The sequence below is a fragment of the Aureibaculum koreense genome, assembly GCF_034296135.1.
Taxonomy (GTDB): Bacteria; Bacteroidota; Bacteroidia; order Flavobacteriales; family Flavobacteriaceae; genus Aureibaculum.
Window position 1 is genome coordinate 379,770 of record NZ_JAXKVV010000001.1, and the last position, 26,328, is coordinate 406,097.

General features: G+C 35.4%; 16 protein-coding genes and 1 pseudogene. All 17 read right to left on the reverse strand.

Annotation, left to right across the window (positions count from 1 at the left end):
• Positions 1 to 16: 16 nt before the first annotated feature.
• The gene (locus UMM65_RS01880; protein WP_321974762.1) at positions 17 to 2,173 is read right to left on the reverse strand and encodes a beta/alpha barrel domain-containing protein; all 2,157 of its coding nucleotides are present in this window, start codon (positions 2,171 to 2,173) and stop codon (positions 17 to 19) included.
• 118 nt (positions 2,174 to 2,291) lie between these two features.
• Positions 2,292 to 4,844, reverse strand: a complete 2,553-nt coding sequence (locus UMM65_RS01885; protein WP_321974763.1) for a sulfatase-like hydrolase/transferase — start codon at positions 4,842 to 4,844, stop codon at positions 2,292 to 2,294.
• The gene (locus UMM65_RS01890) at positions 4,841 to 5,752 is read right to left on the reverse strand and encodes an alkaline phosphatase (RefSeq protein WP_321974764.1); all 912 of its coding nucleotides are present in this window, start codon (positions 5,750 to 5,752) and stop codon (positions 4,841 to 4,843) included. Before UMM65_RS01890 ends, UMM65_RS01885 begins: the two co-directional genes overlap by 4 nt.
• A 9-nt stretch (positions 5,753 to 5,761) precedes the next feature.
• Positions 5,762 to 7,096 carry an alpha-L-fucosidase gene (locus tag UMM65_RS01895; RefSeq protein ID WP_321974766.1) on the reverse strand — a complete coding sequence of 445 codons (1,335 nt, stop codon included), beginning with the start codon at positions 7,094 to 7,096 and terminating at the stop codon, positions 5,762 to 5,764.
• A gap of 2 nt (positions 7,097 to 7,098) precedes the next feature.
• The gene (locus UMM65_RS17605) at positions 7,099 to 7,353 is read right to left on the reverse strand and encodes a glycoside hydrolase family 95-like protein (protein ID WP_415859541.1); all 255 of its coding nucleotides are present in this window, start codon (positions 7,351 to 7,353) and stop codon (positions 7,099 to 7,101) included.
• Positions 7,354 to 7,407: 54 nt separating this feature from the next.
• Positions 7,408 to 9,457: pseudogene (locus UMM65_RS01905) on the reverse strand (glycoside hydrolase family 95 protein); the annotation flags it as partial.
• A 17-nt stretch (positions 9,458 to 9,474) separates the two neighbouring features.
• The gene (locus UMM65_RS01910) at positions 9,475 to 11,289 is read right to left on the reverse strand and encodes an alpha-L-fucosidase (RefSeq protein ID WP_321974769.1); all 1,815 of its coding nucleotides are present in this window, start codon (positions 11,287 to 11,289) and stop codon (positions 9,475 to 9,477) included.
• On the reverse strand, positions 11,273 to 12,703 hold the full coding sequence (locus tag UMM65_RS01915) for an alpha-L-fucosidase (RefSeq protein WP_321974770.1): 1,431 nt from the start codon (positions 12,701 to 12,703) through the stop codon (positions 11,273 to 11,275). The genes UMM65_RS01910 and UMM65_RS01915 overlap by 17 nt, the downstream gene beginning before the upstream one ends.
• A gap of 17 nt (positions 12,704 to 12,720) precedes the next feature.
• Complete coding sequence (locus UMM65_RS01920; RefSeq protein ID WP_321974771.1) at positions 12,721 to 14,127, reverse strand: sialate O-acetylesterase; 1,407 nt, start codon at positions 14,125 to 14,127, stop codon at positions 12,721 to 12,723.
• Between the two features lie 15 nt (positions 14,128 to 14,142).
• Entirely contained in the window at positions 14,143 to 16,257 is a 2,115-nt protein-coding gene (locus UMM65_RS01925) for a GDSL-type esterase/lipase family protein (RefSeq protein ID WP_321974772.1), read from the reverse strand.
• Entirely contained in the window at positions 16,257 to 17,708 is a 1,452-nt protein-coding gene (locus tag UMM65_RS01930; protein WP_321974773.1) for a sulfatase-like hydrolase/transferase, read from the reverse strand. The genes UMM65_RS01925 and UMM65_RS01930 overlap by 1 nt, the downstream gene beginning before the upstream one ends.
• A gap of 9 nt (positions 17,709 to 17,717) precedes the next feature.
• Entirely contained in the window at positions 17,718 to 18,572 is an 855-nt protein-coding gene (locus UMM65_RS01935) for a fumarylacetoacetate hydrolase family protein (RefSeq protein ID WP_321974774.1), read from the reverse strand.
• Between the two features lie 29 nt (positions 18,573 to 18,601).
• Entirely contained in the window at positions 18,602 to 20,200 is a 1,599-nt protein-coding gene (locus UMM65_RS01940) for a sulfatase family protein (protein ID WP_321974775.1), read from the reverse strand.
• Positions 20,201 to 20,333: 133 nt separating this feature from the next.
• Positions 20,334 to 22,625 carry an alpha-L-fucosidase gene (locus tag UMM65_RS01945; protein ID WP_321974776.1) on the reverse strand — a complete coding sequence of 764 codons (2,292 nt, stop codon included), beginning with the start codon at positions 22,623 to 22,625 and terminating at the stop codon, positions 20,334 to 20,336.
• 4 nt (positions 22,626 to 22,629) lie between these two features.
• Positions 22,630 to 24,102, reverse strand: a complete 1,473-nt coding sequence (locus tag UMM65_RS01950; RefSeq protein WP_321974777.1) for an alpha-L-fucosidase — start codon at positions 24,100 to 24,102, stop codon at positions 22,630 to 22,632.
• Positions 24,103 to 24,148: 46 nt separating this feature from the next.
• Complete coding sequence (locus tag UMM65_RS01955) at positions 24,149 to 24,925, reverse strand: SDR family NAD(P)-dependent oxidoreductase (protein WP_321974778.1); 777 nt, start codon at positions 24,923 to 24,925, stop codon at positions 24,149 to 24,151.
• A gap of 2 nt (positions 24,926 to 24,927) precedes the next feature.
• Complete coding sequence (locus UMM65_RS01960) at positions 24,928 to 26,259, reverse strand: L-fuconate dehydratase (protein WP_321974779.1); 1,332 nt, start codon at positions 26,257 to 26,259, stop codon at positions 24,928 to 24,930.
• Positions 26,260 to 26,328: the final 69 nt, after the last annotated feature.

The following is a 26,328-nucleotide window of genomic DNA, read 5'->3' on the forward strand; positions in this document are numbered from 1 at the left end:
TAATCTTTTCTACTTATTATTTTATCACAAACCAAGTATATCCATTTACTGGAATTTTAACTTTTAATTCCACTTCATAATTTCTATCCAGCTCAATTTTTCTACCTTTTTTCTCACCTTCTTCATATATGGTGGCAACTTCGGTAATGCCCGTGTAATATAAAGGTAATTTAATTTCTTCTTCCAATTTTATATTGGTAGGATTAAACAACATTACAAAACCTTTTTCAGCATTATCGGGATTTGCGTGCATAAACCCATCCCAAGATCTACCGTCTGGTCTTCTTAAATGGATAATATCAGAATTGAGGATTTCTCGATATTTCTTGTAGTGTTCAATTTGCTCAATAACCAACTCTTTTGTTTTCTGGGTATCATATAATCTAGGCCCTCTATAACAAGCTTGTACGCCCGAACCATAATTTTGAGCCATATGTGCTTCGTACGCATCTAAATGTTTGTTTAAAGGTTCTAAGGTAGCTTCCGCTCCTCCACCATGGTATTCCGTTAAGGGTACAAATGTCCATGCCATGGAAGGTGTTTTCTCCCAAGTGCCATCATAGATATTTTGCCTGCCCAACATTATTTGCTGCTCTCTTGGTAATGACCAATTGACTTCTCTATACCCAATTCCACATTTGTTAGAGCCTTTTAAATAATAAAAATCTGGTGCGTTTAAATAAATCCTTTTGTCTTTTAGCCAATGGTAAAAATCTGTGGTCATTTTCCATTGTGCCCATTGCGAATCTTCATAACCTTTGTGGTATTTATGAGTTGTAGAGGCACAAAAATCACCTGGATAAGGCCCGTCATGTTCTAATAGATCAAACCCTGTTTTATCTAAAAAATATTTTAATTTTTCAAGATAACTGTGTCCCCATTCACTTGCCAAACATGGTGCGTTTCCGAATTTTGCCCCACCTGGTTTGCCAGTTTTCTTATCGATCACATCAACCTCATCGCTAATTTTTCTACTTGAAAAAAGCGAATAGCCTCCCAGTTCAATACCTTGGCTATGGGCATAATCTGCTAGGTTTTTAAATTTTTGAATATTGACGGCAGTGGTATCTTCCATATTCAAACCACTACCAAAACTTAAAATAACCATTTCGTAACCGGTTTCCTTGCATTGGTCTATAGCAGAAACTACTTCAGTAGAATCCGTGCTGGTTAAGTGCATAAAAATGGGGTTTTCCGTTGACCATGGAGCTAACAAACGATACATTTTACGTTTGCTTAAAGAGTTTCTTTCTCTGTCAGTACCGTCCAATAACAATTCATAAGTATGAAAGCTTTCAAAACTTTCTTTGGGCTGTAAAACTTTGGCCGGACCAACTTTCAACTTGCTTTCCAATAAACATGGAGTTTCCATTTTCCAATTTACCTGAGAAGTATATTCAGGATCTTTTTCATAAAAAATAGTATGATTGGCAGAACTTGCCGAAAATCCGCCAAAAGCATAATCACTTTCTACATGCATATTAGGCCTTAACCATTGTTCTGGCTCGTCAACTGCATTTTCTGGTTCTGGAAAAGCCAAGATTTCATTTTTAAACCCATCGATTTTTATGGCTTTATCACTATTATTTTCAATCGTTATCCACTTGGAAATCAACGGAGCCCCGTTATAAATTTCATAATGAACAAATACTTTTATTTTTTTTAAATCAGGTGAATCATGTCGATATTCCATCACAATTTCCCTGCCTGTAGCATAGCCCTTAGTAGCTAAATTAAATTCTTTGTTTTTACTCCACTTTATTTTTCTATCAATGGGACTGTCGGTATAATCTTTAAATTGAAAAGCATCATCATCAGTTTCCAACTCATCTATCCATTCGTTTTTTAAATAACCGTGTTCTTTAAGCCCTGTCAATCCTCCTACGGCGTAGGTCTTACCGTCTATGGTAACTTCGGCTTCGGGCTTTATGCTACGCAACATGGTTTCGCCAGTAACTTCATTTTTAAACTCGACGGTGGCCGCGTTGGGACTCATTCTAATTTTTCTAGTAACGAGGCCATTGGTTAACACAATATCTTTGCCTTTGTTAAAGACTTGGGCTTCATAAACCGTATTGTCGATTAGCCAATCGTTGGGATTGTTGGTAATAATCGTAAAACTTAGTATTAAAGTTATACTCAATAATGCGGTTAATTTTAGGATTGATTTCATTTTTAAATTTGTTTTGATTAAAGTATTTAGCTTTAATACATATAACGCATAGCAGAACTATTTGTTTTGGTCAAATTGGAAACTTCAATTTTATACGGAATTAATTATCCTAATATTTTTAAATGTTAATTTTAAATACGTGTCCAACAGTCCGTTCTCCTCCAAAAATATTCCATCCTCCAGGACCGTAAAGATATGCAGGCTTACCGTTTATCATTAAAATTTTTGGGCGTTCTAATTTAGGGTCTGATCCATATATTTTGGTAACCTTATTTTCGTCATATTCAGAATAGTAAGCGGGCAATCTGTCATAAGCAATGGTGGCATCTTCCAACTTAAAGGTTTTACCATCTTTTGATTTCCACAACGTTCCACCACCAACAATACCTGTATTATGGCCATGATTATCAGTGGTCAGCAAATAAATATGATTATCATATTCAAACACAGTTCCATCTTCCAAGGTACCTTTATTGGAAGTTACCGGATTATCCGTTATAATATAAGGTCCTTCCAAATTATCGGCAATAGCCAGACCGTACATCAATTGGTCGTTCTTATGTCGTGTTTTAAAATAGAGGTAGAACTTATCATTAAATGCCAAGAAAGCAGGGTTGGCAACACCGTTTTCGGACTTATAATTCCATTTTTCAGGATTGTTGGCATCCAATATTTTACCATCTTTACCTACTTTTTTCCATGGCCCATAGGGACTTTTTGACAACGCCATACCAATACTTTGGTTGGAAGGATGTGGTGGTTGGTTATAATCCGTATTCGCTATGTATAAAAGCACGTATTTATCACCGACTTTTTTTATTTCGGGATTATGCGGAGCATATTTATCCCAAGTATCTTTATTTGTTCCTTTTATGGCAACATCGGAAAAAACAAAAGGACCTTCTGGACTATCGGCAACGTAATGTGCTATTTCTGATGATTTTCTCCAAGCAGGATCTACATTTTTCTCGGGCCATCTTGCTGCGAACAAATGGGTTTTGCCATCATCTCCTTGGATCGGGGCACATCCCCAAATGGTATACTCTTTATCCTCTAATGCAACGCCTTTAAATTCTAAATTTTTTGATATAAAAGAATGTGCAACTATATTTTCAGTGTCAAAAAAAGAAGCTGGATATGGAATTTGTTTACCAGTTTTCTTATCCTTAGGAATTTGAGCATTTGATTCCTTTAAATAATTGGTCAATACAATTGACAGCTCCTTAGCCTTTTCTGGATTTTTCTCCACCAAATTGTTTAACTCACCTATATCTTCTGCAATATTATATAACTCTATTTTTTGATTTTCATAAAAGTAAATCAATTTCCAATCGCCTAATCTAATGGTACTACTTGAACCAATACCTGGGCCTGATGCTCCCCAAAAATTTGGGTAATGCCAAAACAATGGGCGTTCTTCTGAGTTTGATTTTTCCCCTAATAATTGAGAAACAAAACTCTGACCATCTACTTTTTGAACCGTTTTCTGATTTTCAATTCCTGCCATTTCAAGAATAGTAGGATAAAAATCTTCAATAATTACATAATCATTTGTAACCGATTTTTCTTTTACTTTCCCGGGCCATTTCACTAACATGGGCTCTCTAATACCGCCCTCATAAGCCGATCCTTTTCCGCTTCTTAAAGGTTTATTATGGGTATGCTTCTCTCCTCCTCTCGCCACGGCACTCAATCCGCCATTATCTGACATAAACAAAATAATTGTATTCTCGGCAATATTTTTTTCTTCCAAATAATCCATAATATCACCCAAACTTTTATCCATACCTTCCACCATTGAAGCATATTTAGCTTCGGTAGAATCTATGCCTTTATCATAATATTTTTGGACAAATCTATTATCTCCCATTATCGGAGTATGTACGGCATAATGTGACATGTACAAGAAAAATGGATTTTTATTTTGTACTGCAGTATCTATAGCTTTAAGAGCTTCCAATGTAATAGCTTCTGATAAATAAATATCTTTACCATGATACTGCTCTAAGCCCGGTACTGCCCATACTTCTCTACCTTTTTTTCCATTCCCAAAATTATCTAAACCATAATAACTAGCTGGAGCACCTGCGGCATGGCCCGCTATATTTACATCAAAACCCAAATTTAACGGATTTGCACCGGGAGTACCAATTGCCCCTAAATGTGCCTTTCCTGAATGAATTGTATAATAACCAGCATCATTCAACACCTTTGGCAATGGAGTAGCATGCACTGCGTTTGTATCTCCAGAAACAGGATTCAAACCATTCACATTCCACTTTGGAAATGATAAGGTTTTGTGATTTGTTTCCATAGGCTGTAGAGCGTCTTTTCTTAAGGTCCAATTGGTTACTTGATGTTTGGCGGCATTCATTCCTGTCATTAAACTTATACGTGTTGGTGAACAAACCGCCGTTGCGTAAGCTTGGGTAAATTTCATACCTTCATTTGCCAGACGCTCCATATTCGGGGTTTGGTATAAATCGTTAAACGGAGTTCGTTTATCCCAGAAAGGGACTGAAGTGTCTTGCCAACCCATGTCATCAACTAAAAAAAGGACAATGTTGGGCTGGCCTGTTGAAGCGTTTTCTTTTTTTTCTTTGCCTTTTGCTTTACAATTTACAATTAATAATAAACTAAAAATTGTAAAGATTATATTAATTTTTCTCATGGTTTTACTATTTCTTTAATGGGTACTCCTCTCCAAAAATCTGGTATTTTTAATCCTAGCAGATAAGCAATCGTTGAGGCCGTATCATAAGTTACTATGCTTTTTTCTAATTTGCCACCGTTTACAATGTTTTTACCATAAACAATCCATGGTATTTCAACCTCTAACAGTGTTTTACCACCATGTCCTTTTGCCACGCCACCATGATCAGAAGTAAAAATAATGACGGTATTATCCATCATCTTATTCTTTTTTAAAGTAGTTATAATTCCACCAATTTGACTATCAACTTTCTCAACTGCTCCATAATATTCAGGTGTATCGTGTCCAATTTCATGCCCTTCCACATCTGGATGATCTAAATGAATAAACATTAATGCTGGTTTTTCTTTTAAAAAGAATTCCATACCTTTTTCTATAGTTTTTTCATCGGATGATCCGTTATAGTTAAGGTCAACAATACTCTTTTCAAATAGATAACCAATTCCTCCCCAGGTGTAAGAAACACCCACTTTCGCATTTGGCATCTGCTTATCGAGCAAACTAAAAATAGTTGGATAAATACCATCTTTACCAATAACTCTTGAAGGCAATTCTGGGGTTTTACTTCCCCATTCCGTGTAGCCATGTAACTCTGGGCCAGAACCCATAATCATAGATGCCCAATTAACCGCACTTGATGAAGGCAAAACCGACCTTGCTTTTAAGGAGTACGAACCCTCTTTCATCATCATTCTTAAATTTGGTACTTTAGCTTTGTTAAAAGCATAAGCTCCAAATCCATCAGAACCAATTAGAATAACATGTTTAACGAAATCTTGTGAAGTATTTGCTTCAACCTTTTTTGATTTACATGCACTAAAAATAAGCACAATCAACGTTAATATTAAAAAATATAAATTTTTCATTGATTAATTTTAATTACTCTCTATTACAGCTCCATCTTCACGATAAAGATCAACCTTTCCATCTAATAATACAGCAATTACCGTCATTTCCTCGTCCAGCACATATTCTGGAACATCAATATATGTTATACCAGGATAATGACTCCAATACACCTTACTTACTACCTTATGAGATAGTTTTGTTCCTTCGCCAACTACCCATATTCGATTGATTTTATTCTTTAATCCACGAATAACCACTTCACCTTTTGGGTCTCCTTTTACAAATAAATAGAGCATGGTTTTATCTTTTGACAAAGTTGTTGGTCCGTAAAAATGTTCTTTAGATATCCCAGCTATCGTTCCATAAATAGCTTCTTTGTGTTTATTTGTCCACCTGCCCAAACCTTCCAACACTTCCACTTGTTCTTTAGGGATAGTACCATCACCTTTTGGGCCTATATCCAATAATAAATTTCCGCCATTGCCAATTACATCCGCAAAAATACCGATGATTTGGTTTGTGGTTTTATAGTTATGGTCATTTCTTTGAAATCCCCAAGAATCGTTCATGGTCATACATAATTCCCAATACTTACTTTCAGGTCGTGTAATTGGCATTCCTTGTTCTGGTGTGGCATAATCGCCTTCTTCACGAAGACGCGAATTTAGAATTGCATTCGGATTTCTATCCAACAACATTTGCTTCACCTTTGGGGCTTGCCATTCTTCGGAATTATGCTCCCAATCACCATCGAACCAATATAAATCGGGATTGTAATTTTCAGAGAGTTCTTTGAGTTGACCTTGATAATAGTTTAGAAATTTCTGCCATCTTTTAGGTTCATCTTTAATTTGATAGCGTATAGAATCTCTGGTAAAATGAGTGTAATCGGCATAAGACCAATCTGGTAAGGAATAATAAATACCCACCTTTAATTTGTGCTTTCGTAATGCTTTAACAAATGGGGTCAATACATCTTTTTTTGAGGCCGCTCCTTTTACCGCATTCATATCTCCATATTTGGTGTTCCATAATGCAAAACCATCGTGATGTTTTGATGTAATAACGGAATATTTAGCACCACTTTTCTTTATTAACGATGCCCATGCCTCTGGGTCATAATTTTTTGCGGTGAACCCATCAGTTTGTTTCATATAATTCTGATGTGAAATATATCCGTTAAAAAATGACCAAGATTCGTCAATTCCGTTTACGGCATATAGGCCCCAATGGATAAAAATACCCAATTTGGCATCTTTAAACCATTGCATTTTTTCTTGTTCTTGTTGGATAGCGTCTTTTGTTTGGCTCCATGTATTCAAGCTTATGAAGCATAATGTTATAAGGGTTAATTTTTTCATTGTTAGTCTAAATTTGAATTTAATTGTACTTTTTGGTTAGCTTTTAGAGCAATCTCTTTAATAATGCCTTTATATTTTATTTTAATCGTTTTATTTTTTTGTGATTTTAATCCTAAGGAAATTAAATTTCCATTTTCCCAAGTGATATCAACCTCAATATTCCCTCTTGCCTTTAAACCTTTTATTGAACCTGTGGGCCAATTTTTGGGCAAAGCGGGCAAAATTCTCAAAAAACCTTCATGCGATTGCAATAACAATTCAGCAACACCAGCGGTATAACCAAAATTTCCATCAATTTGAAACGGTGGATGTTCATCAAATAAATTATTGGCTATCGAAATCTGCATAAATTTAGTAATATTTTCTTGGGCAGCTTTAGCATCCAATAACCTGGCATTCATATTAATCATCCAAGCCCTGCTCCAACCTGTACCCGCACCACCATGTTGTAATCGAAAATCAATCGTTTTTTGAGCCGCTTTAAATGTTTCGGGGGTATTTTCTGTAATGTCATCTCCTGGATGCAAAGCATACAAATGCGACATGTGTCTATGTCCTTTTTCTGGTTCTTCATAGGGTTCATTCCATTCTAAAATTCGTCCATCTTCGCCAACAACTATTCCAGGAAATAATTTCTCTCTTAGCTTTTACTTCTTTTACAAAATCATCGTTTATTCCTAAAATTTTAGCGGCCTCAATGGTATTGTCAAATACTTCTCCAATAATTTGATGCCCCATGGCACTGCCAAAAGAAAGTGCTGCAGGTTTACCATCATTTGCTAAATACGAATTTTCTGGTGAGGTTTCTGGGCTAGAAACCCATGATTTACTTTTTTCGTCCCAAACCAGCCAATCTAAATAAAATTCAGATAAGCCTTTTAATGTAGGATATGTCCTATTTTCTAAAAATTCTTTGTCTTCTGTAAAGCGGTAATGCTCCCAATAATGTTGACCCGACCATCCTCCGCCATGGATCCAAGCACCCCAATAAGCCTGAGCCGCACGCATCCAAGGGGTGGCCCATAAATCTGTGGTATGATGTGCAAAAGTTCCTCTTTCTATACCGTATTGTTCTTTAGCAGCAATTCTACCACGTTCAAATACCCTGTCAAGAAAGTTAAAAAACGGGTAGTGCAATTCACTTAAATTAGTAACCTCAGCTGGCCAATAATTCATTTGTAAATTGATGTTTAAATGATAATCTGCATTCCAAGGTGCTTCAATATGTTCGTTCCACAGCCCTTGTAAATTTGCTGGATTTGTACCTTGACGTGAAGAAGCAATCAATAAATAACGACCGTATTGAAATAATTTTGCTGCTAAATTAGGGTCGTCATTTCCATCCTTTATTCGTTGTAAACGCACATCGGTTGGTAAACTATCCAAAGCATTGTCGCTCAATGTAAAGTTTACACGATTATAGAATTCTTGATAATCTTTTTGATGCGTTTCAAACAATTCTTTGAATGATCTTTTGTCAACTTCAGCTAATGTTTTAGTATTTTCAGCTTCAAAATTATCATGATAAAATGACGTATTGGCTACCAAATAAATGGTAGCTTCTTTAACACTTTTTAATTTCAAAGTTCCATCTGCAGCCGTTATTTCCCCTGAATCATTGATAACTTTTAGACGGGTTTCAAACTTTACGCCATAATCAATAGGAAAGGGCTCCGAAAACTTTTTACCACCATATTGGGTTACAACACCTTTCATACTGATTTCATTCTCAGACGGATTGCTCAAAGTTACCGTTTTATGTCCTTTATCCTCGGGACGATTCATTTTTAATGAAAAATCCATCCCATCGGGATTTGTAGTTTTAATTTGAATAACTAATACATCATCAGGGTTAGAAGCAAAAACTTTTTGCGTAACTTGATGTCCATCAGCATCGTAAACCATTTTTGCCAATGCGTTATCCAAATTTAAAGACCGTTTATAATTTTCAACTTTTTTGTTGCCGTCAAAATCAATAAACAAATCGCCCATGGTTTGATGTGACCGAACGATTGACTTATAAGATAATTTTTCCACAATCATTTTGTCTGCTTCATGAGCCTTGCCCTCTTTTAAAAGTTGACGAATTGCTTCTAAATCATCTTTGTTGCCTTCGGAATTTCCCCAATCTGGTCCACCTGGCCAAAGAGAATCCTCGTTTAATTGAATGCGTTCGCGGTTTGGATCTCCAAAAACTATGGCTCCGAGACGGCCGTTACCAACAGGCAAAGCCTCCATCCATTTTGTGGCAGGTTGTGCGTACCACAATGCATTACTCTCTTTATCCTCATTACCGTTATCCGTTTGAGAAGAACAGGATAAAAGTCCCATTACTAAGATCAATAATATCAATCTCTTCATTCTAATATGTTTTTTAATTATTTAATCTCTTCCAACCATAACCATTGAAAGTTAATACTTTCCTCTTTTGGTGCAAGTATGTTTAGTTGAATATCATAATACCCTGCCCTATCCAATATTATCTTCCCCAAGCGATGCGATGCGTAATTGTCAATAACATCATTTTGACCAGGCTCATATACTGTTTTTCCAGTATTTGCAACAATGTGTTTTAACTCCTTTCCATTAACTCTAACGGTAAGTGTACCATTGTTTGGCTTTCCTTGAAAACTATAAGATGCATCAATATAAAATTCTTGTGGTTTATCTACAAAAATTTTCCACAGAAGTGATTCCGTACCATTCACATTGGTATGCCCAGGTATAGATAAATATTTGCCAGATTTTGGTATGTTCTTGCTCTTGATAGGAGTTGCCACATTGTTTCCTGTAAAAGAAAAGCCCCCTGAAACTTTTTGTGCTACTAAACTGTTATCCGTTGATGGTTTTTTATCATATTCCATCACCACAACGGATACGTAGGGATTAGGAGCGTTATTTGGCAAATTGATATTTGTCAATACTCCATTATGTTCAAAACTAGGTGATGCCTGTTTTTGATCTGTAAGCAAATACAGTTTTTTTGGAGCATCTTTAATACCCGTTACCACAAGTTTTTTATTTAACGGCCAGTTGAATATATGAAGATAAACCTTATGCTTTCCCGTTGGCTCTTCTTTGTAAGTGATACTGCCCCAATCATGCTTGTCCGAGTTTAAATCAAAAGCACCTGCACCATAAATAGATTCTCCATTTTCCGTGAGCCATTCCCCCATTTGTATTAATCTACTTGAAATTTCATAGGGAACATCGCCATTGGCACGAGGCCCTATATTGAGCATAAAGTTACCATTCAAACTTACATTCCCAATCAATGCTTTTAAAAGAGAAGTAGTTGATTTCCATTGATTTTCATACGCATTGAAGCCCCAAGAATGTGCAACCGTACCCGGTGTTTGCCAAGGGTAATCGAATTTTTCATTGCCCAATTGATTATCACCCAGTGTTCTAAAATCAACATCTGGATCTTCTTCTATAGAAAGTCCTAATCTAGAATTTATCAAACAATCTGGTTGCAGTTCCCTTATCAATGTTTTAAGCTGTAATAATTGCTCCTTAGTAACTATAGTATTGGAGTGATGAATCCACATATCGAACCAAATGATACCAATATCACCATAATTGGTAAGTAATTCCCTCATTTGAGGCATTACTTTTTCCTGCCAATACTGATTATATTGTTCGGCGGAAATAGGATATACTTCCATGGTATGATCCCAACCGTATTTGTGGCCCCAATCTATCCAATGCGAATAGTACAGTCCCATTTTTAGCCCATGCTTTTTACAGGCTTCGGCAAGTTCTTTTACAATGTCTCGCTTTGTATCACTTTGTACATAAATATTATACGGATCGCTTTTGCTGTTCCAAAGTGCAAAACCATCATGGTGTTTGGCCGTGAGGGTTACATATTTCATTCCTGCTTTTTTGGCCAGCAACACCCATTCCTCAACATTAATATTGTCCCAATCAAAACGATCTAAAAGTGTAAGGTACTCTTCTTTTGAAATTCTGTTTCTATACTGTATCCACTCGGCATAGTCGTTTTTATATCTCAAATGTTCACCTTTCCAAATACCTTCCGCACCACTATAAAGTCCCCAATGGATAAACATTCCAAAACGATCGTTTACAAACCATTTTGCACGTTCATTCGTTTGGTTTTGAGCATTGCAACACCCACATAAACCTATTAAAAGAAGAAGAAAACTATTTTTAATTGTCCAATTCATTTCCTGTTATTTTAAACACCCAAGCATTTGTTTCATTAATAGATGCCAACACTTTTGACGGAATATCTATTTTTAAACCTTCACCATCTGTAAATGTCCATTTTAAGGGCATGTCAGAACCCAACATGAAAATATCAGAACCGTCATTAGGTTTCAAGTTGGTAAAAACAATTTCTTTTTTTGGCGACACCAAAGAAATACCGTAATAAGTATTACTATCTTTCTTCTTGGTGAAACGGATGTCTTCTCCCTGTTTATAATTGGTTTTTAGCTTTTCCGTACCATAAATAGCTTCACCGTTCCTATCCAACCATCTCCCAATTTCAGAGAGCCTTTCAATACTAGGTTCAGGTATTAAACCTTCAGCAGTTGGCCCCACGTTTAATAAATAATTACCTCCTTTTGCGGTTACATCAATTAAATTATGGATTAAAACTTTAGCTGATTTCCAATTTTCGTCGTACGATTTGAATCCCCAAGTATCGTTCATGGTCATACAAGATTCCCAGTCAAAATCGGAAGTTGTTTCTAATATTTCCTGTTCAGGAGTTCCAAAATCGCCAGCGTAATCGCTATCTGCTTTATTCATTCCTCGCATTCCGTCACGCCCTTTATCTACACGGTTATTAATAATTATATCGGGTTTTAAAGAGCGGACATATTGGTATAATTCTTTGCCCTGTTCGTGAGTAAATTCCGAAACCCATTCGCCATCAAACCACAAAATGGAAGGATCATAATTATCAATTAATTCCTTTAATTGAGGTTTCATATACTCTTCCAAATACTTTTTAAAATTCTCGCTATAATCGGTTTTGTCTTCTTTATCCCTCAAAAAAGAATTGAATTGGGCATCGGGATGGTGCCAATCCATAATGGAATGGTACAAACCAAATTTTATACCTTCTTTTTTACAGGCATCCGACAAGGCCTTTAAAATATCTTTTCCATAAGGGGCAAAATCAACCACATCATAATCTGAAACTTCAGAATCCCATAATCCAAATCCGTCATGATGTTTGGAGGTAATTACCACATATTTCATCCCTGCCTGTTTCATGGTTTTTGCCCATGCGGTAGCGTCAAATTTATCAGGATTAAACTGTTTTGCATACTTTTCATATTCTGCAACTGGTATTTTAGCATTATGCTGAATCCATTCGCCAATTCCATCAATTTTTTCTCCGTTGTGAATACCCGCCGGAACGGCATAAACACCCCAATGGATGAACATTCCAAAACGGGCATTACGCCACCACTCCATTCTTGCATCAAAATCTGCCTCAGATTCATTCAAATAATTAACCTCGGCAATTTCTTGATTAGATTCTTCCTTTTTTTGTTCTTTTTTGCATGAAATTACAATAAAAAGAATTGACATTAATACTATTAAAATTTGCGTTATTTTTTTCATTTTATTTTGTTTCTATTTTACTGATTAACTTCAATTTCCCAATTATCCGTTCTAAAAGCGGATGCCGGTAACCCCTCTTTATTGAATAAATTTGGCAATGCACCATTTGTAAAAGCAAACCTGACGGCTTTGGGTTCTTTAACTTCTCTAGCAGAAACCACAACGGTATTACCAACAATTTTAGCCTTGGCGGGATAAAATTTTTGATCTTCGCCAGCTATATAAAACTCGGTTAAGCTCTTTCCTTTTTTTGTTAATCCCTTATCGGCATGGTCAAAATTTAAGATGATTTTCCTTTTTTTAGTTTCCATAGATTTATAAACTGGACCACTATACACTAAACCCGTTTTCCCATAGTCTTTTGCCAATGCCCATAAAGCTAGTCGTTTACCAACATCTTGCTTATTGATTGGGTGAATATTTTCTAAATTGCCTATATCATTCGTTACCACCATACCTGTTTTAGGCACGGTTAACATGGTTTTTAATTGAGCATCTCTAACAATTGCGGCATCAACACCGTTAATATTATCATATTTAAATGGAGCAATTTGCACAAAATAAAACGGAAAATCTTTATTAAATGCCTTTCTCCAAGAATCTATTAACAACGGAAAGGATTCGTAATACGAAGGTACATTTTGTCTATTTGATTCGCCTTGATACCAAATAACGCCAGCAATATTAAAATTTAGAATAGGGTGTATCATAGCGTTATAAGCTACACCAGGATCTTTAGGCCTGTAAGGGTTGTCCCCGATTTTTTTAGCAGCTTTGCTGAGTTCACTATCTTTTTTAATCAAATCTTTATCTATCCATGTTTCAACCGGTGTGCCTCCCCAACTTGAATTTATTAAACCCACAGGGACAGACAAATCCTGATGTAATTTTCTACCAAAGAAATAAGCAACTGCACTAAAATTTTGCATCGTTTCTGGTGTGCAAACCATCCACTTACCAAGTGTCTGATCTTGCGGATATGTTGATTTGTGTCTTAAAACTTGGAAAAAACGAATCTCAGGATAATCTGCATTTTTAATTTCCTCCTTAGCATTCTCTATTCCGCTATTGGCCGACCATTGCATATTAGACTGACCTGATGCTAACCAAACTTCACCAATTAACACATTATTTATTACAATTGTTTCGTGCCCTTCTATGGTCAATGAATAAATACTTCCTGATTTTGGAGTTGGTAATTTTAATGACCAAACTCCCTGATTAGCTTTAGTTGTGAATTTTTTATTATCCCAAGAACCATAAACACTTATGGTTTCACTTGAAGAAGTGGTCCAGCCCCAAATGGTGACTTCAGATTGTTGCTGCAATACCATATTATCAGATAAGATTGATGGCAACCAAATTTCTGCAAAGACTTGATTGAAAAAGAGGATTGCAATTAGTAATAAAACTTGTTTTTTCATACGTTTGTGGTTAATCTATTTAATATTTTCTTTAAGATATTTTGCCCAAATGGTATAGCCTTCGGGTTTTAAATGTATGCCATCACCAGAATAATAATTTTCTTTTAAAAACCCGCTATTATCTGTGAATAAAGAAATAATATTATGATAACTTACATTATTCGGATATTTTAAACTACTTAATAATTTATGAACCTTATTATATTTTTGTCTTCTTTTGCTTGATGGGTCTATACCTGTGGGCAGTGGTCCAAAAAGCATAATTTTTGAATTTTTAAATTTAGTGCTAGAAAGTTCCATTACTTTTTCAATACCGCTAACAATTTCATCGGCATTGTTAAATGGAAAATTATTAACGCCTATTGCCAAAACCACAGTCTTAGGGTTTGCTTTTTCATAAGACCCATTTTGCAATCGCCATAAGATATGTTCTGTTCTATCTCCAGAAATACCAGCGTTCATCCAAACCAAATCCTTAAAATAAGTTTTGACAGCTTCTGCACCTCCATAACTATTGATGTAATTTCTACTATTGCCACCCCAACTTTGGGTAATTGAATTCCCGATAAGCAATAAGTCAATATTTTTTAATGATTGAGTCATCGAATCAATATCTTTAGCTTGTACCCTCCAATCGGTTCCATTTGTCCACCCAGCACCAGAACGGTATTCTGCTGAAGGTGATGGTATTACCGCAAAATTTATTTTTTGATTTGTAGCTCTTAAAATAAAATCTACAATTGGTGTTGGATTTTGCAAACTATGCGGATGATGTCCATTATTTGGTTTATATATAACCTCAATATTACCGCCTAGAGAAGTAATTCCTTTTTCAAACGGAACTGTATTTTCAGAAATAGGTACAACCTTATCGGTTTCGCCAACTACATGGAACATTGGAAAACCTGCCTTTGCGATTTCATTTATTTTGTGAATAGGATTTCCTTTAAAAGTATCTAAATTTGATTCGTTTTTAATATCATACATTTTTTTGAAGCTTTCCCAATCATTAGGACTCCCTTTACCAACTCCTTTACCACCAGGCCAACTTTTACCATCTAAAACTGGAGCATCTGCATAAATAGCTGCTACTTTTTCTGGATTTTCTGCAGCCCAATTATAAACAATTAAACCACCGCGACTCATACCTTCCAGTACGACTTTTTTAGATAAACCTAAACCAATCATCAATTGATAAAAATCATTCCAACGTTCTACTGCTTCTCTATTCCCATAAAGATTGCCAACATCACAGTAGGCTATATGGAAACCTCTTTCTAATAAAGAAATGTCCGTTTGTGGTTCGTGTCCCCAAAATCTTGCTCGTAAAACCCACGGGGTTCCTTTGGCAATTTTTTTAGGTGTAACAATTTTGCACAAAACGCTATCCATTTTAAAATTGATAACTGAATATCCATAAAAATTTTCAGTATTATCCGTCTTAAGTTCTTTACTGTCAAATAAATTAATGGGTTTGTTTTGTTCTTGTTTTATAACACCGAACAACCTTCTGGCAATTACCGATTGTCCTAAACTAGAAGGATGAACACCGTCAGGAATTAGATGTTCTTTATCAATAAACAACTGGTACAAATCAATAATTTCAACATTAGCCTTAAAAGCAACAGATTGTGTCATTGGAATAATTTTATTCTTTATAACAGGATCCCAAATACGCATAGAATCTTTTGTAAAAGCAGGGACAGGGAGTAATAAAACGATTCGGGTATCTCCATTTTTCTTCTTAAAGGAGTTAATTAATTCAGTATAATTATTTTCAAATTCGTCTAAATGAATTCTATTTTGCAGTTTGCTATCATTTGTACCTAGTTTTATAAATACAACATCGGGTTTAAATTCGAGAGCTTTTTTGTAAGCCTCTGTTTCCCAATAAGGATGGTCACCTTTTTTTAAAAGGGTTCTACCACTAACACCATAATTCTTTACAATATATTTATCACCTAGTAATTCCTGTAATTGAGCTGGGTATGCATTCTTTTCGCGATTAACAACGCCAGAACCATAAGTGATACTATTACCGATACAAGCAATTTTTATAGGTTCTTGAGCTGTTGAATCTAATGAAAAAGTTATCAGTAACAGCAATAATATGAAGCGTATTTTATTCATTAAATGCTATTGTAAATTGATGTTAAATCTAATTTATCTCCCATAGTTTGCTGTAACTGCATTAACTCTGAAAAAAGGTTTTTTATTTTTTCTTTATTTTCAGAAATCGAAGCAATGTCTTTTAGTTCTTGCGGATCATCTTTTAAGTTATACAAAAGGATTTTCTCACTTTTAGGATAAACAATCAGTTTAAATCCATCTTTCCTAATCATTCGTTGAGAGTTTTTCTCATACGTTCCATAAATAGCATCATAGCTTCCTTTAGTTTCATTACCATTTATTTGTCCCATTAAACTATTGAATTCGACATAATTTGGTTTTTCTACTCCTCCTAAATCGAGTGCAGAAGCCATAACATCTTGCAAATACACATCATTTGACACTTTATTCCCTTTTGGGATATTTGGACCTACCACCATCAATGGCACCCTAACGCTGTGGTCATACATATTTTGTTTACCGATGAGTCCGTGTTCTCCAACTGATAAACCGTGATCGGAAGTAAAGAATATATAGGTATTCTCTTTTAGTCCTTTTTCTTCCAAAGCGTTGATAATATCTTTTAGCTGATCGTCTAAATGTGTTGTAATGGCATAATATTCTTGTCGATTAACCTTCACGGAATATTCCGTTCTTGGAAATGGAGCTAATTTTTCATCCCTCAAGTTTTTACCCGAACCCATGGTTTCTGCATAAGGATATTTGGGCATAAAGCTTTCAGGAATACTGATGCTATCCAACGGATACATTCCCACGTATTTTTTTGGAGATTGTCGAGGGTCGTGCGGGGCATTAAACGCGATATACATAAAAAATGGCTTTTCCTTGGTAGAAGCACTATCTATAAAAGCAACCGCATCGTCTTTAACCAATTCGCTCCAATGTTTACCACCTTCCCAATACCCCCCAAATTCTTTTTTCCAAGGAAGCCAAGTAGTATCATTTTTAGATAAGGGACGGTTATATCCTTCCGGTGTATCAAAAGGCATTCCTCTTAAGACATGACCTACATGATTAAAGATAGAATCTGCTTTGGCCGAAATATGCCATTTCCCTGTGGTATAGGTCTCGTAACCTACACTTTCCATAAGCTTTGGCCAGGTTTTATTGAGATCGTTATTTTTGGCAAAATTTTGTGAAACTTCTTGTGCTCTCCAAATCGAACGCCCACTAATTATCATCGCTCTTGAAGCTAAACATATTGCTCCGTTCCAACCACCCATATTATAAGTATGAGTAAATGTGGTGCCTTCTTCGGCCAACTTATCCATGGTTGGTGTTTTGATTTCTTTGTTGCCCAAAGCGTTGACGGCCTTAAAACTTTGATCATCAGAAAACAAGAAAATAATATTGGGTTTTTCAGTAAGTTTTGATTCAGTCGTATTTTTTTGGCTGATTTCTTTACATCCAAACAGGCATAAAAAAATTAAGAATTTTATAATGCTTTTCATTATTAACTTTTATTTATAGGCTCTAGCCACTTGCCTTGATGTTCCCAAACCTTCAATTCCCAATTCCATAACATCACCAGGTTTTAAGTATTTTGGGGGATTAAACCCTAAACCAACACCGAATGGAGTACCTGTTGAAATAATATCGCCTGGAAGCAATGTCATATATTGACTAATATACGAAACCACTTCTTCCACGTTAAAAATAAAATCTGAAGTTGATGAATGCTGTAACCGTTCTCCATTAACTTCTAACCATAATTCTAAGTTGTTCGGGTCTTCGATTTCGTCTTTAGTTGCAATAAATGGTCCTAAAGGAGCAAATGTATCACAACCTTTTCCTTTACACCATTGTCCTTCTTTTTCAATTTGAAAAGCTCTTTCAGAAACGTCGTTATGCAAAACATATCCGGCAACGTGATTCATGGCATCAGCCTCTTCAACATACGATGCTTTTCTGCCAATAACGATTGCCAATTCTACTTCCCAATCTGTTTTTTCAGAGTTTTTAGGAATAATAACATCGTCATTTGGACCGCATATCGCTGATGTGGATTTAAAGAACAAAACAGGTTCTTTCGGTACTTTCATACCTGCTTCTGCAGCGTGTTTTGCATAATTTAACCCTACACAAACTAGTTTTGAAGGACGCACCAATGGCGACCCTAATCTCGTTCCTTTTGGAATTTCTGGACAATTATCTTGATTTTCTTTTAACCATTTCTCTAATCTTTCTAATCCATCACCGCCAAAAAAAGTTTCCGTATAATCCTCTCCAAATGCCGAGACATCTATTTTTTTTCCGTTCTCTAATTGTATTCCAGGCTTTTCATTTCCTATTGTTCCAAATCGTATTAATTTCATTGCTTGTTTATTATTAGTTTTATTAATTCTTATTCTAGTGCTATCTCGTTAAATTTTTTCACCTGTTTCCATTCTCCACCATTCATTGGCAAATCATTGGTTTGATTTTCTCCCTTTGAACTTCTACCATTCCTAATAATTTCTATCATTAATTTTTCCAATTCCTCTGCAATTTCAGGATTATTCTCGTATAGATTTTGTTCTTCTGAAGGATCTTTTTCTAAATCAAACAGTTGGTACTTCGGTAATGATTTTACCAAATCAGAATTAGGTTTTGGTTCTGACCAACCACCAGAATCAGGACAAAAAATCATCTTCCATTTTCCTTTTCGGATGGAAAAACTTCCATTAATGGAGTGGTGTATTGTAGCTTCTCGTTTATAATCATTGGCATTTTCAAATGAAAATAATGGAAGCATGGAAAAACTATCTTCACCTTCATTATCTTTAAGTTCTGTATTTGTAATATCAGCAACGGTTGCCAATAAATCTGTTGTGCAAATCGTTTTATCTGAAACCGAATTTGGTTTGATAATCTTTGGCCACTTTACAATAAATGGTACACGATGTCCACCCTCAAAAATATCAGCCTTATGTCCGCGATAGATGTAACTTGGATTGTGCCCTTTTTCTGCCAAGATTTTAAAATCAGCCTGAGGAGAACAACCATTATCACTCGTAAAAATTATGATAGTATTTTCTGAAATACCCGCTTTTTCAACAAACTTTTGTAACTTCCCTATATAACCATCCATTTCCATCATAAAATCCGCATAGGGATTGAGTCCACTTTTTCCCTTCCACTCTTCTGTTGGTAGAATTGGGGTATGTGGTGAGGGCAATGCTAAATATAAAAAGAAGGGTTTGTCTTCTTTCACCTTTTGTTTAATATATTTAAATGATTTTCGGAAAAAATTTGGTGTAACATCATCGTGGATGAAATCAGATGCGGTCGGACCTTCACGAAACCAACCATATTTAGAAGTATCAACTTCAACTCTGTTGGGCATAGCGGTCGGCATTCCGTTTTCCACATATACATAAGGTGCCATGTCCAAAGAACCGGAATGTCCGTAAGAATAGGTAAATCCTAGTTCTTTGGGTCCATTTTTTATGGGCTTTGAAAAATCAATATTGTCGTAATCATTGGGGTTCCAACCCGTACCTCCAACAGAATCACCTTGTTTCAATGCCCAATCCCAACCTAAATGCCATTTGCCTATAAAACCAGTTTCGTAGCCCTTATTTTTTAATAAAGAAGGCACAGTTGTTCTGTCGTTTGGAATTAGAGCTTTAGAAACGCCAGTTAGCACACCACTTTTTATGGGACTCCGCCAATTGTATCTGCCTGTTAAAATTCCGTATCGTGTGGGTGTACAAACGGAAGATGATGTATGAGCATCTGTAAATTTAATTCCGTTATTAGCCAATTGATCCAAGTTAGGTGTTTTTATTTTTCCGTCAGGATTAAAAGCACCAATATCTCCATAGCCTAAATCGTCAGCGAGAACATAAATGATGTTGGGAAGTTTTTTATCGCTATCTTTTTTGTTCTCCTTTTTTTTATTACAAGAAACTATAAGACATAATATGAATATAAAAAATAATAATTTTGTAAGTGCTTTCATACTATTATGCCATTAATTTGTCACGCTCTCTATGGTTATTTGGATTTGCTGATTTTATGATAGAACTATTAGATAGATAAATTACTTTACCCGAATAGACCTACAAGGTCTTGGAGACCTTGCAGGTCGTTTTTTATTCAACCAAGAAATCAATTTCGGCAATTGCTGCGGTTTTATTACCTCCGGCAATTACTTTAGATTCAATTCTTATAAATTGTGCGTTGATTGGTTGTTTAAAATAATGTGTTCTTGCAGTTGGGTCATTAATTAAATTGCCAAATTCAAACTCATCAATTAACTGCCAGCTTTTTCCGTCTCGGCTTGATTTTATCACACCTTTTTCAATCATACCGTCATTGTGTTCTTTTTGTGGTGTGTAGATAAAACCTTTTATACCATATTCTTTGCTTAAATCAATTTCAATATAATGTGGATTTCCTTTAATACCAGATTGCCAAAAGGTATTTGGATTTTCATCAATAGCATATTCGGATTTTTGTTTGCCTGAAAAACTATCTTCTGCAACAATTTTCCAATCTTTTTTTACAATGCCAAATAATTGCGATGCTAAACTACCCTTTTCATCATTAGCTTCAGCTTTTGCTCTAACTTCTCCTGAGGCTAACAAAAACGGTTCTTTATAAATATCAGAATCTGATGTTGGCTCTGTACCATCAATGGTATATCTAATTTGAACGCCAGAATTAATATTTTCAGAAGCATTTTCACCATGTGGTTTCCAACCGAAATCATGCTGTTTAGGGTGAATATTCACTAAACCGTTTAAATCTCTATTAATGACCAGTTGAGGTGGTTTGGGTTTATAATAATGTGCGGTTATATTTGAAATAGTTGGATTAAACCGAGATTCCAACACTCTAATTCTAAACTTATTGGAGCTTACCTCAGGGAAACGTAAAATTCTTTTATAACCAATATTTGTTGCTTTTGCAATCTCTTTCCAATCATTATTTATCCAAACATCCAACGCATGTTTTTCAACACGCTCACCATGGGTAGCTATGGCTTCTTGTAAAACAATTCGATTGATCGTAACTGGTTCTTTTGAAGTAATAACAATTTCGTTATTGACTGAATCCAATACCTCAAAACTAGCTAAATCACCATCCAATACATTTGTTGAACCCTCCGCACCTTCAAATAAATTTTTGCCGTACGTTTCATTAATACGTTTACCTACTTCTTCTAAAACGTTAACATCTTCTGGCGAGAATTTACCATCTCTATTGGGTGGAATATTCAACAAAAAAGTAGAGTTACCACCTACAGATCTTTCATAAATATCAAAAACATCATCAGCACTTCTTACTTTTTGTTTGTCATCATCTCTGTAAAACCATCCTTCGCGAATAGAGGTATTTGTTTCCGCTGGTTGATAATGTAAGTAATTAGCTTCATATAATTTTTTGCGACTTGCAATATCCTCACCTGTAATATCCGCAAAACTGTTCATCTGATTCGGGTTTTCTTTATAAGGAATTACATTAAATTCGGTGTCTCGTGTTCCACCAGCCTCATTGCCACACCAACGAATATCTTGTTTTCCAAAAATTACCGCTTCGGGTGCAAGTGTATTTATAAGCTCTTTCCAAGCCAAATAGTTGTAGGTTTGCCCTCCTTTTCTTTTCGGGTGAGCACCATCAAACCAGACTTCGTGGATAGGGCCATATTCAGTTAACAATTCAAAAAGTTGATTGAGAAAATATTCATTATAATCGTCAACATTAAAAGTAAAAGTAGTTTTATCTTTAAAAGGGCGGCCTTCAACTGGCCGTGGGATGGTTCGTTCCGAATATTTACTTAGATTTCCATAAAGTCCTTCTTTATTTTCTATTTGGTATAAATCGGCAGGTGATAAATAAACCCCTAGTTTTAAGTCATATTTTTTACAAGATTCAGATAATTCTCTTAAAATATCACCCTTTCCATCTTTAAATGGTGTGGACATAATACCGTGTTTAGTATATCGGCTTTGCCAAAGAACAAATCCGTCATGGTGTTTTACCGTTATTATCACCTTTTTCATTTGTGCAGCTGCCATGGCCTTACACCATTGGTCGGTATCTAAATTTTGTAGATTGAATATTTTTGGATCTTCCATACCATTGCCCCATTCCATTCTAGTAAAAGTATTAGGACCAAAATGGATAAAGGCAATAAATTCATCTTTTAATGCCTCGTATTGATTTTCTGTTGGCACAATATGAGCCGCTTTAAGAATAATTGAATCGTTGTTATCATCATCTTCTATTTCAATGGTACTAGAAACTGGCATTACAAGAGAATTGATTTCTGTTTTGTTTGTCTTTTCTTGGGCACAGGAAATGAGTAGAATTAAAAATACTATCTCCAGCACTTTCCTAAGAAAAAGGGATTTTACACAACTAAAATTTATAATTTTCATAATATTATCCTTTTGTAATCTTAAAAACATAGGCATAATCATCTTCTTCGTTCATTTTATTCGGATTATAGGCTGGAATTAAAATTTTCATATCCTTACTCACTTGTTGCCATTTCAATTCTTCACCTGAAGCCAATAAAGTAACTTTTGCTTTTGAAGAAGGTTTAAAATCTTTGATTATTAGTTCTTTTTCTGGCCATTTTGGTGAAACAGCAAAATAAGCATCGTAGTTCTGTGTAAAAAATAATTCCTTTACCGCATAACCAGGTTCAGGATCCACCGTTTGTTTAATTATAAAATCGCCACCCAAATAATGTTGTACAGGTTTAAAATTTCGTTCACCATCCGACCATTGAAAAGAATTTTTCCAAGGTGTGGTATTATAAATTGCAATACCATTTCTCTTTAGCCATTTACCCATTTTCAGCAATCTATCTTGCATAATAGGGGGGATTTTACCTCTGGCATCAGGGCCAATATCCAACAATAAATTGCCACCAGTACTCACTATATTTACCAGCATTAAAGTCAAAGCTTTAACAGAATTGTAATCCTCCGCATCTTCGTTTTGATTGTATCCAAATGAGAAGCCCATTCCACGACATTCTTCCCATGGTTTTGAAAACTCAGAGGTCTCGGCCTCATATTCTGTAGTAAAATAACCTCCATGATGTTTTCTAACTCCTTTACCCCACCTGTCATTTACAACAATATGGTCTTTTGCAACAGATTCATTAAACAGCCACGCCAAAAATTCTTTTGATTTCCATTTTTCCGCTTCCATATCCCACTCCCCATCTGCCCAAAGTATATCTGGTTCATAGTTTTGTACCAAGTCTTTTACTTGAGGTAAAAAATGTTCGTCCACAAAACGTTCTTTATCATTAATCCACCAAGGGTGATACCATTCATATAAGGAATAATACAATCCCATTTTTAAACCAGCACCCTTAACTGATTCTGACAATAAACCCACTAAATCTTTTTTGGCACCGACTTCCATGCTGTTCCACGCAAAACCCCTGTCATTGGCTTCCTTGTTTGGCCAAAGGGTAAAACCGTCATGATGTTTTGAAGTTAATACCACATATTTAGCACCTGCTTCTTGGAATAATTCAGCCCATTTATCGGGTTCAAAAAGATCAGCAGTAAACATTTCCCCAAATTGGTAGTAAGAAAAATCTTCACCGTAAGTTTTATTATGATAATTAACTACTTCATCCCCTTTAAACTTACCATTCCCAAAAAGACTTTTGCTTTGTAGCCAATATTGATACCATTCAGAGTAAGTTCCTTTTGGCGACCAAGCGGGAACAGAATAAGGCCCCCAATGAATAAAGATTCCGAACTTGGCATTTCCAAACCATTCTGGTACTGGGCGACTATCTAAGGACTCCCATGTGGGTTGGTATTTTTGTGCGTTAGTATTTAAACCAATTAATAGGAATAATAACAAGAGGCTGAGTTTTATTTTCATAATTTATATTTTTAATTTATCATTAATCTCAAAACCTGGTTTTGTTTTATCCGTTTAATTTTATAAAACCGCCATCAATAGGAAAATCGGTTCCAGTTATAAACGATGCTTCATCAGAACATAAATACAAAGCTAAATTAGCTATTTCTTCGGGTTTGCCCATACGCCCAATAGGTTGGGTTTTAGATAATTTTTCAAACATTTCCTTTTCCTTTCCTGGATAATTTTCTTTGATAAATCCATCCACAAAAGGGGTGTGAACCCTTGCTGGAGAAATACTATTGCACCTAATTCCAAAATCCAAATAATCTTTAGCTACGGAATAAGTCATTGTTAATACGGCTCCTTTTGCCATTGAATAGGCAAAACGATCCGAAATACCGACAGAAGATGCAATAGATGCCATATTTATTACAATACCACCTTTCTTTTTCATTCCAGGTATAACAGCATAAATACAATTATAAACCCCTTTTACGTTGACATTGTAAATACGGTCCAAATCGGCTTCTGTAGTATTTTCTATATTGCCTACATGAGCTATACCCGCATTATTTATTAAAATATTGATAGTACTTTTTGCTGCTATACTTTTAACCACTTCTTTTACTTCTTGTTGATTTGCCACATTACATTGATGTGCAGTAGCCAGCCCTCCTTTTTTGCGGATGGCATCAACAGCTTTTTGTGCCTGTTCTATTTTTAAATCCAGCACATGAACTTCCGCTTCCTGTTCTGCCAAGGCAAAACAAATAGCTTCTCCAATTCCACTGCCACCCCCTGTTACTATTGCGGTTTTATTTTTTAAGCTAAATTTTTTCATTGTTAGGCAAGGGTTTTTTCCGATAAAATTTCTTTCCAAATTTTACCATTTGGAAAGCTATAATCATTTAAAGATTCCTCTTTCATTGTTATGCTATACCCTGCCATTGATGGCGGCATATATGCACCGTTTTTAATAACCACTGGATCGTAAAAATGCTCGTGTAAATGATCAACATATTCAATAATTCTATCTTCACGAGAACCACTTATGGCAATATAATCTATCATTGATAAGTGCTGAACATATTCGCACAAACCAACACCACCTGCATGCGGACAGACAGGAATCTTAAATTTAGCTGCCATTAATAAAATAGCCAAGATTTCATTAACACCACCTACCCTACAACTATCAATTTGACAAATACCAATAGCATCAGCCTGCATTAACTGCTTAAACACTACCCTATTTTGACAATGTTCTCCGGTTGCCACTTTTATAGGGTGCACCGCTTTAGCTATTTTGGCATGACCTAAGATATCATCAGGACTTGTAGGCTCTTCAATCCACCAAGGGTCGAACTTCTTTAAAGATTCCATATTGGTTATAGCCTCGTCAACATCCCACTTTTGATTGGCATCCATCATCAATTTTAAATCATTGCCAATTTCTTCACGAATAATTGCGGCTCTCCGCATATCATCTTCCAAATCAGAACCTACTTTGATTTTCATATGTTTAAAGCCTTGCTCCTTTGCTTCTTTACATAATCTACGCATCTTATCATCAGAATATCCAAGCCATCCAGCTGATGTGGTATATGCAGGATACCCACTTTCTAACAATTTATCTATCCGCTCCTGTTTTGAAGAAGCCTTGTTTTTTAATAATTCTATAGCTTCATCTGGTGTAATAGCATCCGTTATGTATGTAAAATCAACACATGAAACTATTTCCTCAGGGCTAATATCTGCCAATAATTTCCATAAAGGTTTTTGTTCTACTTTAGCGTACAGATCCCAAACTGCATTCACCACAGCACCAGTAGCTAAATGAATTACACCTTTTTCAGGACCTAGCCATCTCAATTGGCTATCGCCTGTAATCATTTTATAAAAATTACCCATATTTTGGGTAAAACTTTCAAGTGTTTTATTCAAAATTAAAGGTGCAATCGATTTTATAGCGGCAACGCACAATTCATTACCTCTACCAATTGTAAAGGTTAGTCCGTGACCCTCTATATTATCTGGATGATCAGTTTTTAGAATAATGTAAGCTGCAGAATAGTCCGGGTCTGGATTCATAGCATCGGAACCATCTAACGACTTACTTGTAGGGAAACGAACATCTTTAACCTCTATAGAGGTAATAGTAATTTTTTTATTCATTATTTTACGATTAAGAAATGTAAAATTATAGTATTGTTTATTTTATATCAACTACAATTAACAGAAAAA